The organism is Campylobacter gracilis (assembly GCF_018374135.1).
In the GTDB taxonomy this organism is placed as follows: Bacteria; Campylobacterota; Campylobacteria; order Campylobacterales; family Campylobacteraceae; genus Campylobacter_B; species Campylobacter_B gracilis_A.
The window spans coordinates 60,213-72,779 of record NZ_JAHAFS010000005.1 but is presented as its reverse complement, the minus strand read 5'-3'; the positions used below and the strand labels follow the sequence as shown (position 1 = coordinate 72,779).

Below are 12,567 nucleotides of genomic sequence, written 5' to 3'. Positions count from 1 at the left end.
GGATTTGAGATTAAATTTAGGCTAAGTTTAAAGGAGAGCGAATGAAATTTTTTCAAACGTCACGAGCGCTTTTATCGGCGGTAAATTTTAAAAAAGAGCAGGGGTTTTTTGCGGCGCCGAATTTCAAAGTGCAAAATTTCATGGTGCAAAATTTCAAAGCACTAAATTTCTCGCAAAATTCTAGAGTGCAAAATTTCGCGCGAAATTTTAATCGAGACGGCGAGAATTCTGCGTGCCGCGCACAAAATCATATAAATTTTAAGCCGCAAAATTTTAAAACGGAGCGTGAGCCGTGGCGCGCATAGGGTTTCTTTCGCACGAGAGCATGAGCCTGTATTTCTTTCGCGCGCCGATAATGCGGGCTCTTAAAGAGCGCGGGCATGAAATTTACGCCATTGCGCCCGCAGGCGATTATACGCAAAAGCTAGCGAGCGAATTTCACGTCGCGACCTACGAGCTTGACAAGGCCTCGATCAATCCTTTCAAAGTGCTTAAAAACAGCGAAGATCTGGCCGCCGTTTTGCGCGATCTAAACCTAGATATGCTTCAAACCTCCGCGCATAAATCAAACGTCTTCGGCACCTTCGCGGCGAAAAAGGCGGGCATCAAAACCGTGTTAAATTTAGTCGAGGGGCTCGGCAGCTTCTACGTAGATAGCGACCTAAAATCGCTTCTGATTAGAGCCGTGATCGAGCGGCTTTACAAGCGCTCTTTGACGCTTAGCGACGGCTGCATCTTCGTAAATGACGCAGACCCCGATTATTTTTTAGCCAAGGGTTTGAGCCGCGAGGATAAAATTTACCGCATCAAAAGCGTTGGCGTGGATGCGAGCTACTTCGATCCAGACGCATGCGAAGGGGCGGATCTTGGCGAGCGAAAAGTCGTTTTGATGATGGGGCGCGCGCTTTGGCACAAGGGCATTAGGGAATTTTACGAAGCGGCCGAGCTTTTAAAAGATCGCACCGACGCAAGTTTCGTCTTCGTAGGCAGCGGATATGCGGGCAATCGAAGCAGCGCGGACGAAGCCTTTTTAAAAAGCCCGTTCGTGCGCTGGATACCTTGGAGCGAGCAGGTTCGGCAGTTGTATAAAAGCGCGTATATGTTCGTACTGCCTAGCTACAAGGAGGGCTTTCCGCGCACGGTTTTGGAGGCGATGAGCATGGCGCGAGCCTGCGTGGTAAGCGATTGCAGCGGCTGCGTCGAGGCGGTGCAAGATGGCGTCAACGGCTTAATTTGTCGCACTCGCGACGCGGAGGGTCTTGCGCGAAAGATCGAAATTTTATTAGACGATACCGCGCTTTGCGAAAGGCTTGGACGAAACGGGCGCGAGATGGTGCTTGCAAATTACGACGAAAAGATCGTCACGGAAAAATATTTAGAGGTTTATAGGAAATTTATCGATGTATAGGGGCTTTTTAAAACGCGCGCTCGATTTTACGGCGGCTTTGATTTTGATTATTTTAGTTTCGCCCGTGATGGCGCTTACGTGGTTCTTGATCCGCAAACACATTAGCAAAAGCACGATTTTTACGCAATCTCGCCCGGGATTTGATGAGCAAATTTTTAAAATTTACAAATTTAAAACGATGAGCGACGAGCGCGGCGCAGACGGCGAGCTTCTGCCCGACGAAGAGCGGCTGAACGATTACGGCAAAAAAATCCGCGCGCTAAGCCTGGATGAGCTGCCGCAGCTTTTCAACGTGCTAAAGGGCGATATGAGTTTCATCGGACCGCGCCCTTTACTGATCGAATACTTACCGCTTTATTCGCCGCAGCAGCGTCTGCGGCACAGCGTGCGCCCTGGCATCACGGGGCTTGCGCAGGTAAACGGTCGCAACGCGATCAGCTGGGAGAAAAAATTTGAGTTCGATACGTATTATGCGCAAAATTTAAGCTTCGCGCTCGATCTTAAGATCGCGCTTTTAACGATAAAAAAGGTGCTTGCAAAAGAGGGCGTGAATAAAGAGGGCATGGCAACGACGGAGAAATTTAATGGGCACAACTAAAATTTACGTTTACGGCGCGAGCGGACACGGGCTGGTAGTCGCGGACGTCGCGCTAGCCGCGCGCGGGGCTAAATTTAGCGAGGTCGTTTTTTTAGACGACGCCGCGGGGCTGAAATTTAGCGAGGATCTGCCGAAGCACCTCGTAATAATCGCAATCGGCGATAATGAAACCCGCGCAAAGATCCAAGAGAGAGTAGCACGCGCAGGTTTTGAGATAGCGACGCTAATTCATCAAAGTGCGATCGTAAGCCCAAGCGCCGTCATCGGCGAGGGCGCGGTCGTAATGCCAGGCGCCGTGATAAACGCGCGAGCTAAAATCGGTCGCGGCGCGATAATCAATTCAGGCGTCGTAATCGAGCATGAGTGCGAGATCGGCGAGTTCGCGCACATTAGCCCAAACGCGGCGCTTGCGGGCGGCGTGAGGGTGGGGGCGTTTTCGCACATCGGTATCGGTGCCAGCGTCATTCAGAGGCTAAGTATCGGGCAGCGCTGCATCATCGGCGCGGGCGCTGCGGTGGTGCGCGACATAGCTAGTGACAGCGTAGCCGTAGGCGTGCCTGCTCGCGTGATTAAAAAAAATAGCTGAATTTAAAATTTATAGCATTAAAAGTGATAAAATCCGAGCATTTAAATTTTATGCTGAAAGTTAAATTTAGCCTTGCGACGCGCGAGGTTAAATTTAAAGATCAAGGAAGGATAGAGATGGCAAGAGTATTTTTAAGCCCGCCGAATATGGGTGGCAATGAGCTTGAGTATATAAAAAAGGTATTTGAAAGCAACTATATCGCGCCTTTGGGCGAATACGTTAATCGCTTTGAGGACGCAGTGAAGTCCTATACTGGCACGCGCGGCGCGCTGGCGCTAAACGCAGGCACGGCGGCGCTTCATCTAGCGCTTCGCTGCAGCGGCGTAAAGGACGGCGACGTGGTGCTCGGCTCCACGTTTACCTTCATGGCGTCGCTAAATCCGATATTTTACGAGCGCTGCGTGCCGGTGCTGATAGACAGCGACGAGAGTTGGAACTTAAGTCCGAAGCTACTTAAAGAAGCGATCAAAAAATCGCCGAAAAAGCCAAAAGTGCTCGTCGTTACGCATCTTTACGGACAGGCTGCGAAGATGGATGAGATATGCGAAATTTGCGCGAACGAAGGTATTGATGTTATCGAGGATGCCGCAGAGGCGCTGGGCGGATTTTATAAAGGTAAAGCATTAGGCGGCATCGGAAAATGCGGCGCGTTAAGCTTCAACGGCAATAAAATCATCACCACTTCTGGCGGCGGAATGCTGATTTCAAACGATGAGGGGCTAGTGGCTAAGGCTAGATTTTTAAGCACCCAGGCGCGCGAGCCGCTGCTTCACTACGAGCACAAAGACTATGGCTACAACTACCGCTTAAGCAACGTTTTAGGCGCTATCGGCGTAGGTCAGATGGAGGTCTTGCCACAGCGCGTAAAGAGAAAGCGCGAAATTTTTAAAATTTACGAGGATCTCTTTAGAGGCACCGACGTGGAGTTTATGCCTGAAGTCGAAGGCGGCGAGGGCAACAGATGGCTTAGCACGCTATTATTTAAGAAAAAAGACGCTCATCTAAAGGTAATCGATGCGCTAAATAAAGCCGACATCGAATCTCGCCCGCTTTGGAAGCCGATGCATCTGCAGAGCATCTTCGCAGGCGCGCTTAGCATAGTTGACGGCACGAGCGAGGATATGTTCAGTCGCGGCATCTGCCTTCCTAGCGGCACCGATATGAGCGACGAGACGATCGAACGCGTCGTAAAAATCGTAAAAGAAAACATCTAATGCTGTTAAAACCCACTAAATTTAGCCGCTTTGCGTTTTTTTTGCTAGGAGATATTTTTATCTCGATCCTCTCCGTTTATATAGCGTTTTTGCTGCGATTTAGCGGAGATATACCGAACGAATTTTATAAAGGCGCGCTGCTTAGCGCCTCGAGCCTGACGGCGATTAAAATTTTCTACTTTTGGTTTTTGCGGATCTATTTAGTTCCGTGGAGATTTTTTGGACTATACGAAGCGAGGAAGCTCTTTTATGCGCACGTGATGGCAGCGCTTACCTTTTTGATCCTGTTTTTTCTAGCGAGTAAAATTTTTAACCCATTCCCGCGCTCGGTCATCATCATAGACGCGGCGATCTCGTTTATTTTAATCGGTGGGATTAGAATTTCAAAGCGGATGTTTCTAAGTGAGAAGAAAAATATCACGAATAACGAGCCTTGTATCGTCGTAGGCGCTACGAGCAAGACCTTTCACGTCCTAAAAGGGATGCGGCAAAAATATATCAACTACTACCCCGTGGGCGTCGTGGACGGGCGAGCAGAGCTTGTGGGAACGTATTGCGAAAACTACGTCGTCAGAGCCAAGAGCGAAATTCCGCAGATGATCAAAGACAGCGGCGCTAAAACCGCGATCATCGCGCTAGCGCTGTATCCGGACGAGCTAAAGCAGCTCTACGACGAGCTTTTTGCATACGGGCTAAAGGATATCAAGCTCTTTTCGCTTTTGGAGGATGAGAGCAAAAAGATCCGCGACGTATCGATCGAGGATCTGCTCGCGCGTAAACCCAAAGACCTCGACACTAAGGCGATCGAAAATTTTATCAAAGACAAGATCGTGCTGGTAACGGGCGCGGGCGGCACGATAGGAAGCGAAATTTGTAAGCAATGCTTGAAATTCGGCGCAAAGCGTCTTATCATGGTCGAGCACAGCGAGTTTAATCTCTACTCAATAAATGAAGCTACGGGCGCGGACGCGCGTAACGAGTTAAAGATGATAAACGTCGTTTATCGCCATGAGCTGGAGGAGGTTTTTGCAGAATTTCATCCCGAAGTAGTCGTGCACGCAGCGGCGTATAAGCACGTGCCGCTATGCGAGTTTAATCCGCATCTAGCGGTCAAGAACAATGTCATCGGCACAAAAAATGTAATAGATCTATCTAAAAAATACGGCGCGAAAAAGGTCGTTTTGATCTCGACCGATAAGGCGGTGCGACCGACGAACATTATGGGCACGACGAAGCGTATCTGCGAGCTTTATGCGCTAAATTCCAACGACGCGGCAAGCGACACACAGATCGTCGCGGTGCGCTTTGGAAACGTGCTCGGCTCAAGCGGCAGCGTCATCCCTAAATTTAAGCGCCAGATCGAAGCGAACGAGCCGCTTACCGTTACGCACCCCGAGATTACGAGATATTTTATGCTCGTTAGCGAGGCGTGTCAGCTGGTGCTTCAAGCAGCCTCCATCGCGCAGGGCGGCGAGCTTTTCGTGCTGGACATGGGCGAGCCCGTAAAGATCGCCGATCTTGCCAAGCGAATGCTGCAGCTTGCCGGCAAGGAGGAGCTTGGCATTAAATTTGTAGGTCTGCGTCCAGGCGAGAAGCTTTACGAAGAGCTTTTGATCGACGAAAACGACAAGAGCACGAAGTACCAATCCATATTCGTAACCCACTCCGCAAAATACGACCTGCAAGAGCTAAGCTCGCAGATTGAAGAGCTTTCGGAGTGCGAGGACGCGCAGGTCGCGGATAAGCTAAAGCGTATCGTGCCCGAGTTTTCGCACCGATTGAACGGTGCGAAGGAGCCTGTTTGATCGGTATCGTGGATTACGGCGCGGGCAATATCCAAAGCGTGATGAATGCGCTTAGCTTCTGCGGCGCTAAATTTACTCTTGCGCGCAGCGGGGAGGAGCTTTTGAGCTGCGATAAAGCTCTGCTTCCGGGCGTGGGCGCATTCGGCGAGGCGATGAACAGGCTTCGCGCAAGCGGTATGGACGCCGCGATTAAAGAGTTCGTCGCAAGCGGCAGATATTTTTTAGGCATCTGCCTAGGGATGCAGCTTCTGTTCGAACAAAGCGAGGAATTCGGCGCGCGCAGCGGGCTTGGAATTTTACCCGGTCGCGTCGTAAAATTTGACAAAACGAAATTTAATATTCGGGGGGCGGAATCTGGGTCCGAAAATATAAAATTTAGATCGGACGGGGCGAAATTTAATCCAGACGGGGCAGAGCCCGGCGAGCGCTGCGGGCAAAATTTCGCTTGCGCCGAAAGCCTAAAGATCCCGCACGTAGGCTGGAACAGCGCGCACTTTATCAAGCACTCGCCGATAAATGCGGGCCTAGGCGAGTTTGAGTATCTGTATTTCGTGCACTCCTATCACGTCCTTTGCGAGCGCGAGATCACGCTTGCGAGCACGTTTTACGGCTATGAGTTTGCAAGCGCGATCTGGCGCGAAAACGTATTTGCCTTTCAGCCGCATCCCGAAAAAAGCCACGATGCCGGCATAAAAATCATTAAAAATTTTACGGAGCTGTGATGGAAATTTTCCCTGCGATCGATCTGAAACAAGGATGCGCCGTGCGCCTTAGCAAGGGCGAGATGCAAAGCGCAAAAATTTATTCCAAAGACCCCTGCGAGCTAGCCAAAAAATTTGAAGATCTCGGCGCTAAATGGCTGCATCTGGTTGATCTCGACGGTGCGTTTGCGGGCGAGGCGGTAAATTTCAAAGCGATCGAGCGGATCGTAAAAAGCACGCGCCTGCGCGTCGAAGTGGGCGGCGGTATCCGCGACGAAGTGCGCATAAAGGAGTATTTGAGCTTGGGCGTCGATAGATTTATCCTCGGCTCGGCGGCGCTTAAAAATAGAGATTTCGTAAAGAAAATGGCGAAGCTTTACCGCATCGTCGTGGGCATAGACGCAAAAGACGGACTCGTAGCTACCGAGGGCTGGGCGGAGCTAAGCCGCGTAAAAGCGACCGATCTGGCGCGAGACTACGCGGACGCGGGCGTTTGCGCGATCATCTGCACCGACATATCGCGCGACGGGATGCTAAGCGGCGTGAACGTAGAATTTAGCCGCTCTATCGCGAAAGCTTGCGGCATCGATACTATCGCAAGCGGCGGCGTGAAAGATATGAACGACATAATCACGTTAAAAAACGCAGGCTCCATCGCAGGGCTCATCGTCGGCAAGGCATATTACGAGGGTACGCTCGATCTTAGAAAGGCGTTTGAGGCTCTATAAAAACGCCCGAGCGTAAGCAAAGTTTGAACTAAATTTTAGTAATATGCAAATTTTAAAATTTAAAGGCGATGTGAGGCGATGAAAGATTTTTTTTATGAGATGATCGTAAAAAGCACGAATGCAAGCGAACTTTTTAAAAACTTTGCGTTTGAGCTCGGCGTTACCTGCGTCGAGGAGGATGGCGAGCGTTTCATAATCCGCGACGCAGAGGATCTGCAAAATTTAAAATTTGCGTTTGAAGAGTTTAAAAAGGCGCTCGCGCGATCTCTCAATTTAGACGCCGATCTGCAGATCGAAATTTCAAAAAAGCCTAATATCGATTGGATCGAGCAGTATAAAAAAGGCGTCACGCCCGTAGCGGTCGGCAAATTTTACATCCGTCCGAGCTGGTGCGAAAGATCGCAAGATCGCGCGCTAATCGATCTGCTGATCGATCCTGCGCTGGCGTTTGGTTCAGGTCATCACGAAAGTACCAATATGTGCCTGGCGCTACTTAGCGAGCTTGCTCGCGATGGCATGAGCGCGCTTGATGTGGGCTGCGGCAGCGGAATTTTAAGTATCGCGATGAAAAAACTGGGCGCAAAGGTAAGCGCCTGCGATACCGACGAGCAGGCGGTGGCAGCTACGCAGCAAAACGCCGAGAAAAACGGCGTGCAGATTGATAAAATTTGGCTCGGCAGCGTTTCAAACTTGGGTGAGCAGGCGTCTTCTAGTTTAAGCGGGCGTGCGCTCTGCAAAGACGCTCAGTTTGATCTCGTCGTCGCAAATATAATCGCCGACGTGATTTTGATCCTAAGCGCGGATCTGAAAAAAGCGCTAAAACCGGGCGGCAAGCTCGTGCTGTCGGGAATTTTAGAAAAATATAAAGATAGGATTGAGCAGGCCTTTTCGGATTTGAATTTCGTGCAGATGAAAAAGCAAAACGAATGGCTTAGCTTCGTTTATGAAAGGAAAATATGAATAACAACCCAAATAATCAACCCCCTCAAAACGGCGGCGGAAACAATTTTTTCAATAAAAATCCGATCGGCGTTTTTATAATTTTTGCGCTTATTTTGATAGTCGTGTTTAAAGCGATATCGCCAAGCGGTGGATTTGATAGCGGCGGAGTGCTAGGTTCCGTTTCAGGCGAGAGTAGAAACGTAACTTACTCCGAGCTAAAATCGCAGATCAAAAACTCTCAAGTAAGCATGGTTTCTATCGGGAGCTCCACGATTAAAGCGCAAGTCGGCAATGTAATCTACACCGCTAAGCGCGTGGATGATCCCGAGCTAGTTCAAATTTTAGAATCGCGCAAAATTCCATACGGCGCGTATAACGAGAGCAATTTTTTGACCGATCTGCTCTTTAGCTGGGTCTTGCCGCTCGTGATTTTCTTTGGAATTTGGATGTTTTTAGCCAACCGCATGCAGCGTAATATGGGCGGTGGCGTGCTTGGCATCGGAAGCTCTAAAAACCTAGTAAGCGCCGAAAAGCCGAAGGTTAAATTTAGCGATGTCGCGGGCGTCGAAGAGGCAAAAGAGGAGGTTAAAGAGATCGTAGATTTCTTAAAAAATCCGGAGCGATACATTAGCCTCGGGGCTAAAATTCCAAAAGGTGTGCTTTTGGTGGGGCCTCCAGGTACGGGCAAGACGCTGCTAGCCAAAGCGGTTGCGGGTGAAGCGGACGTGCCGTTTTTTTCGGTATCGGGCTCGAGTTTCATCGAGATGTTCGTAGGCGTGGGCGCCAGCAGAGTGCGCGATCTATTTGATAACGCTAAAAAACAGGCTCCGGCGATCGTTTTTATCGATGAGATCGACGCGATCGGTAAAAGCAGAACCGCAGGCGGTATCGGCGGAGGCAACGACGAGCGCGAGCAGACGCTAAATCAGCTGCTTGCTGAGATGGACGGCTTCGGCTCGGAATCAAGCCCGGTAATCGTCCTTGCGGCTACCAACCGCCCGGAGACGCTGGATGCGGCGCTTTTGCGTCCGGGCAGATTCGATAGGCAGGTTTTGGTCGATAGACCTGATTTTGACGGCAGAATGGCGATTTTAAAGGTGCATATGCGCGACGTTAAATTCGCTCGCGATATCGATATCGAAGAGATCGCGCGCCTTACCGTAGGTTTTGCGGGAGCAGATCTTGCAAATATTATCAACGAAGCCGCGCTTTTAGCGGGTCGCGAGGCAAAGGCGGAGGTCGAGCAAAAAGACCTGCTCGAAGCGATCGAACGCGTCGGTATTGGACTGGCTAAAAAATCGCGCCGCGTAAGCCCGATCGAAAAGCGGATCGTCGCCTACCACGAAAGCGGTCATGCGCTCATCGCCGAGCTTACTAAAGGCGCGATGCCGGTATCTAAAGTAACTATCGTGCCGCGCGGATTGAGCGCCGCGGGATATACGCTAAATTCTCCATTTGAAAATAGATATCTGCACCAGCGCCATGAAATTTTTGCCGAGATCGATACGTTTTTGGCGGGGCGCGCGGCGGAGGATGTATTTTTAGGCGAGATCACCGACGGAGCGGGCAACGATTTGCAGCGCGCTACCGATATGCTTAAATTTATGGCTACTCAGGTCGGAATGACCGATGCGCTCGGGCTTGCGGTGCTCGAAAAACAGCAGTATTCCTTCCTAAACGGCGGACAGAGTATCAAGGATTACAGCGAGGTAACGGCGGTTAAGATCGACGAATATGTCCGCAAGACGCTGGATGAACGCTATGCGGCGGTAAAAGAGACGCTAAGGACCTATGCTCCGGCGATCGAGGAGATGGTGAAGGCGCTGTATGAGAAGGAGACGGTCTCTGGCGAGCAGATCGTAGAGATCATCTCTAAATTTGAAAAAGATAACGGCATGCCTACCCGTCTGGTGCGAAATTTAGGCGCTAACGACGATATCGAAAGCGCAAAGAGCGAGGCTTAAATTTAAAGCCTCGCGCGCAGAGCAAGAGCTTAGGGCTAAATTTTAAGGCGATCGCACTAAAATGCTTTATGCGCGATCCGCGGCACCGAACAAAAAGCGGTGCGAAAATAAAATTTAAAGAGTAAGAGATGGAAGAGGAAAAGGGAAAATTAATCTACATATTGCCGAATCTTTTCACGGCGGCAAGCGTATTTTTAGCGGTTATCAGCATAATTTCTACGATCAAAGGCAACTTTAGCGCCGCGATCTTTTATATCATTTTATCCTTGATCTGCGACGGGCTTGACGGCCGCGTGGCGAGGCTAACGCATGCGACATCGAAATTCGGCGTGGAGTTCGATAGCCTTGCAGATATCGTTGCTTTCGGCGTCGCGCCGGCGCTACTATTTTATTGCGCGGTCGGGCACGATTACGGTAAGGTCGGCTCGCTCGTAGCAGCACTTTACGTGGTTTTCGGCGCGATTAGACTGGCACGATTTAACGTAACTACGGGCACCTATGAGCCTAGTGTTTTTATCGGGCTGCCGATTCCTACGGCAGCGATTACGATGGCGTTTTGGATCGGAATTTATCTAAAATATGAGCTCTCCAAAGGATTTGGCGTATTTTTGATCATCGCAATGGCGGCGCTATCGTTTTTGATGGTAAGCAACATACGCTTTCCGAGCTTTAAAAAGATCAGCCTAAAGCGCCCCAACGCGATTAAAATTTTAGTGCTTCTAATCGTCGTATTTTTCTCGCTTTTATATCTTTTCAGGCTGGAATTTCCGGCGGTGCTCACTTTGGTTTATATCGTTTACGGTTTGGTTCGCGGAGCTTTAAATTTAAGCGCGGCTAAATTTCATAAAAAAGACAAACCCGAGGAAACGGCGAAATAATCTCAGATATGTTTATCGCCGCGATTGTTTTAAGCTTGCGCGGCTATAATTTCGCCAAATTTTAACGATTTGAAAGGATTTGTAATGGACAAAAATAAAATCATAATCTTCGATACGACGCTTCGTGACGGCGAGCAAAGCCCCGGAGCATCGATGAATACGGACGAAAAGATCCATCTTGCGTTGCAGCTTGAAAAGCTGGGCGTAGATGTTATCGAGGCTGGCTTTGCGGCGGCGAGCCCAGGGGACTTTGACGCGATAGAAAAGATCGCTGGCGCCGTTAGCAAGGCTCGCGTCTGTTCGCTTGCACGCGCTTTAGAAAAAGATATCAAGGCCGCAGGCGAAGCGATAAAGGGCGCGAAGCTCGGGCGCATCCACACCTTCATCGCCACAAGTCCCATCCATATGGAATTTAAACTTAAAATGCAGCCGCAAGAGGTCATAAAGCGCGCCGTAGAGTCTGTGCAATACGCCAAAAGCTTATGCGATGACGTGGAGTTTAGCTGCGAGGATGCGTGCAGAAGCGATATGGGTTTTTTAAAAGAGATCTGCGACGCCGCGATAAGCGCAGGGGCCTCCACTATAAATATCCCCGATACGGTGGGCTATCTCTATCCGGATGAGATCACTACGCGCATAGGCGAGATCGTTAAGCTTATCGGCGAGCGCGCCGTAGTTTCGGTGCATAACCACAACGATTTGGGAATGGCTACCGTAAATTCCTTGGCTGCTATCTTGGCAGGAGCCAGACAGGTCGAATGCACGATAAACGGTATCGGCGAGCGCGCGGGCAATGCGGCGCTAGAGGAGATCGTAATGGCGATAAAGACGCGCAGGGATAAATTTGCGCCGCTTTATACCGATATAAATTTGAAAGAAATTTATCCATCCAGCCGCCTAGTCTCGAGCATTACTGGCATCGAGCCGCAGCCTAATAAAGCGATCGTGGGCAAAAACGCCTTCGCGCATGAAAGCGGCATCCACCAAGACGGCGTGTTAAAACACAAAGAAACCTACGAGATCATGCACGCAGAGGATATCGGGCTTGATAAAAACTCGCTCGTGCTGGGCAAACACAGCGGGCGCCACGCCTTCAAAGACAAGCTGGTGTCTTTGGGCTATGAGCTTAGCAACGAGCAGATTGAGATCGCGTTTAATAAATTTAAAGCGCTCGCAGATAGCAAAAAGGACGTTTTCGACGAGGATATTAGAGAGCTCGTAAACGACGAGTTCGTAGGAGCCGAAAAGACCTACGAAGTGCTTGTTTTAAGCTCCAATAGCTGCAATAAAGGACACGCTAGCACCGCTCTTACGCTAAGGTATAAGGATGAAATTTTAAGCGACAGCGCACTTGGAAACGGCGGCGTGGATGCGATATTTAAGGCGATAGACCGCATTAGCGGCATTAGCGGTAGCCTGAAGGATTATCAGGTTAAAGCGGTCTCGCAGGGCAAAGACGCACTAGCAAAAGTAACCGTTAAGGTGGAATTTGCGAGCGAGGGCGCCATCATCGGTAGAGGACTTGACGTAGATACGATGCTAGCGTCCGCAAAGGCCTACGTTGCGGCGCTAAATACGTATCTGGACGCTAAACGTTAGACCTGCTCGGCGGGATTTGTTAAATTTAACGCAAATTCCGCCAGATTAAACAAATCAAAAGCAAAATTTTAATAATATTTTAGCCTTGAAACGTTGGAGTAGGGGTATTGATCCGAAACTCGTTTTAAAATTTATTATTGGAGA

The 12,567-nt window shown here is 49.8% G+C and carries 12 protein-coding genes; all 12 read left to right on the top strand.

Annotated features, from left to right (window positions below):
- Positions 1-41: 41 nt before the first annotated feature.
- The 12 genes from KH703_RS03600 to KH703_RS03545 all read left to right on the top strand — a co-directional run bounded on the left by KH703_RS03600 (position 42) and on the right by KH703_RS03545 (position 12,423).
- On the top strand, positions 42-305 hold the full coding sequence (locus KH703_RS03600; RefSeq protein ID WP_304294209.1) for a hypothetical protein: 264 nt from the start codon (positions 42-44) through the stop codon (positions 303-305).
- Positions 293-1,408 (top strand): glycosyltransferase family 4 protein, encoded by a 1,116-nt coding sequence (locus tag KH703_RS03595; RefSeq protein ID WP_304294206.1) that lies wholly within the window; start codon positions 293-295, stop codon positions 1,406-1,408. Before KH703_RS03600 ends, KH703_RS03595 begins: the two co-directional genes overlap by 13 nt.
- Positions 1,401-2,006 (top strand): undecaprenyl phosphate N,N'-diacetylbacillosamine 1-phosphate transferase, encoded by a 606-nt coding sequence (gene pglC, locus KH703_RS03590; protein WP_005873289.1) that lies wholly within the window; start codon positions 1,401-1,403, stop codon positions 2,004-2,006. Before KH703_RS03595 ends, pglC begins: the two co-directional genes overlap by 8 nt.
- A complete protein-coding gene (gene pglD, locus KH703_RS03585) occupies positions 1,993-2,592 on the top strand; it encodes a UDP-N-acetylbacillosamine N-acetyltransferase (RefSeq protein ID WP_304294202.1) in 600 nt (199 codons plus the stop codon). The genes pglC and pglD overlap by 14 nt, the downstream gene beginning before the upstream one ends.
- Before the next feature lie 116 nt (positions 2,593-2,708).
- Positions 2,709-3,806 carry a UDP-N-acetylbacillosamine transaminase gene (pglE, locus tag KH703_RS03580; RefSeq protein ID WP_304294305.1) on the top strand — a complete coding sequence of 366 codons (1,098 nt, stop codon included), beginning with the start codon at positions 2,709-2,711 and terminating at the stop codon, positions 3,804-3,806.
- Entirely contained in the window at positions 3,806-5,611 is a 1,806-nt protein-coding gene (locus KH703_RS03575) for a nucleoside-diphosphate sugar epimerase/dehydratase (protein WP_304294200.1), read from the top strand. The genes pglE and KH703_RS03575 overlap by 1 nt, the downstream gene beginning before the upstream one ends.
- Positions 5,608-6,333 (top strand): imidazole glycerol phosphate synthase subunit HisH, encoded by a 726-nt coding sequence (gene hisH / locus KH703_RS03570; RefSeq protein ID WP_304294198.1) that lies wholly within the window; start codon positions 5,608-5,610, stop codon positions 6,331-6,333. The genes KH703_RS03575 and hisH overlap by 4 nt, the downstream gene beginning before the upstream one ends.
- Entirely contained in the window at positions 6,333-7,040 is a 708-nt protein-coding gene (hisA, locus tag KH703_RS03565; RefSeq protein ID WP_304294196.1) for a 1-(5-phosphoribosyl)-5-[(5-phosphoribosylamino)methylideneamino]imidazole-4-carboxamide isomerase, read from the top strand. The genes hisH and hisA overlap by 1 nt, the downstream gene beginning before the upstream one ends.
- 78 nt (positions 7,041-7,118) lie before the next feature.
- Entirely contained in the window at positions 7,119-8,000 is an 882-nt protein-coding gene (locus KH703_RS03560; RefSeq protein ID WP_304294194.1) for a 50S ribosomal protein L11 methyltransferase, read from the top strand.
- Positions 7,997-9,946 (top strand): ATP-dependent zinc metalloprotease FtsH, encoded by a 1,950-nt coding sequence (gene ftsH, locus KH703_RS03555; RefSeq protein ID WP_297905028.1) that lies wholly within the window; start codon positions 7,997-7,999, stop codon positions 9,944-9,946. The genes KH703_RS03560 and ftsH overlap by 4 nt, the downstream gene beginning before the upstream one ends.
- A 128-nt stretch (positions 9,947-10,074) precedes the next feature.
- Positions 10,075-10,824: a CDP-diacylglycerol--serine O-phosphatidyltransferase gene (gene pssA / locus KH703_RS03550; protein WP_297917016.1), complete on the top strand. Its 750-nt coding sequence runs from the start codon at positions 10,075-10,077 to the stop codon at positions 10,822-10,824.
- Positions 10,825-10,908: 84 nt separating this feature from the next.
- Positions 10,909-12,423, top strand: coding sequence for a 2-isopropylmalate synthase (locus KH703_RS03545; protein ID WP_304294190.1), 1,515 nt, complete (start codon positions 10,909-10,911; stop codon positions 12,421-12,423).
- Positions 12,424-12,567: the final 144 nt, after the last annotated feature.

What these genes read in the sequence shown, in the direction of transcription:
- KH703_RS03575 (WP_304294200.1), top strand. Translation starts at nt 3,806, where the DNA reads ATGCTGTTAAAACCCACTAAATTTAGCCGCTTTGCGTTTTTTTTGCTA.
- pglC (WP_005873289.1), top strand. Translation starts at nt 1,401, where the DNA reads ATGTATAGGGGCTTTTTAAAACGCGCGCTCGATTTTACGGCGGCTTTG.
- pglE (WP_304294305.1), top strand. Translation starts at nt 2,709, where the DNA reads ATGGCAAGAGTATTTTTAAGCCCGCCGAATATGGGTGGCAATGAGCTT.
- KH703_RS03545 (WP_304294190.1), top strand. Translation starts at nt 10,909, where the DNA reads ATGGACAAAAATAAAATCATAATCTTCGATACGACGCTTCGTGACGGC.
- hisA (WP_304294196.1), top strand. Translation starts at nt 6,333, where the DNA reads ATGGAAATTTTCCCTGCGATCGATCTGAAACAAGGATGCGCCGTGCGC.
- KH703_RS03560 (WP_304294194.1), top strand. Translation starts at nt 7,119, where the DNA reads ATGAAAGATTTTTTTTATGAGATGATCGTAAAAAGCACGAATGCAAGC.
- KH703_RS03600 (WP_304294209.1), top strand. Translation starts at nt 42, where the DNA reads ATGAAATTTTTTCAAACGTCACGAGCGCTTTTATCGGCGGTAAATTTT.
- pssA (WP_297917016.1), top strand. Translation starts at nt 10,075, where the DNA reads ATGGAAGAGGAAAAGGGAAAATTAATCTACATATTGCCGAATCTTTTC.
- ftsH (WP_297905028.1), top strand. Translation starts at nt 7,997, where the DNA reads ATGAATAACAACCCAAATAATCAACCCCCTCAAAACGGCGGCGGAAAC.
- pglD (WP_304294202.1), top strand. Translation starts at nt 1,993, where the DNA reads ATGGGCACAACTAAAATTTACGTTTACGGCGCGAGCGGACACGGGCTG.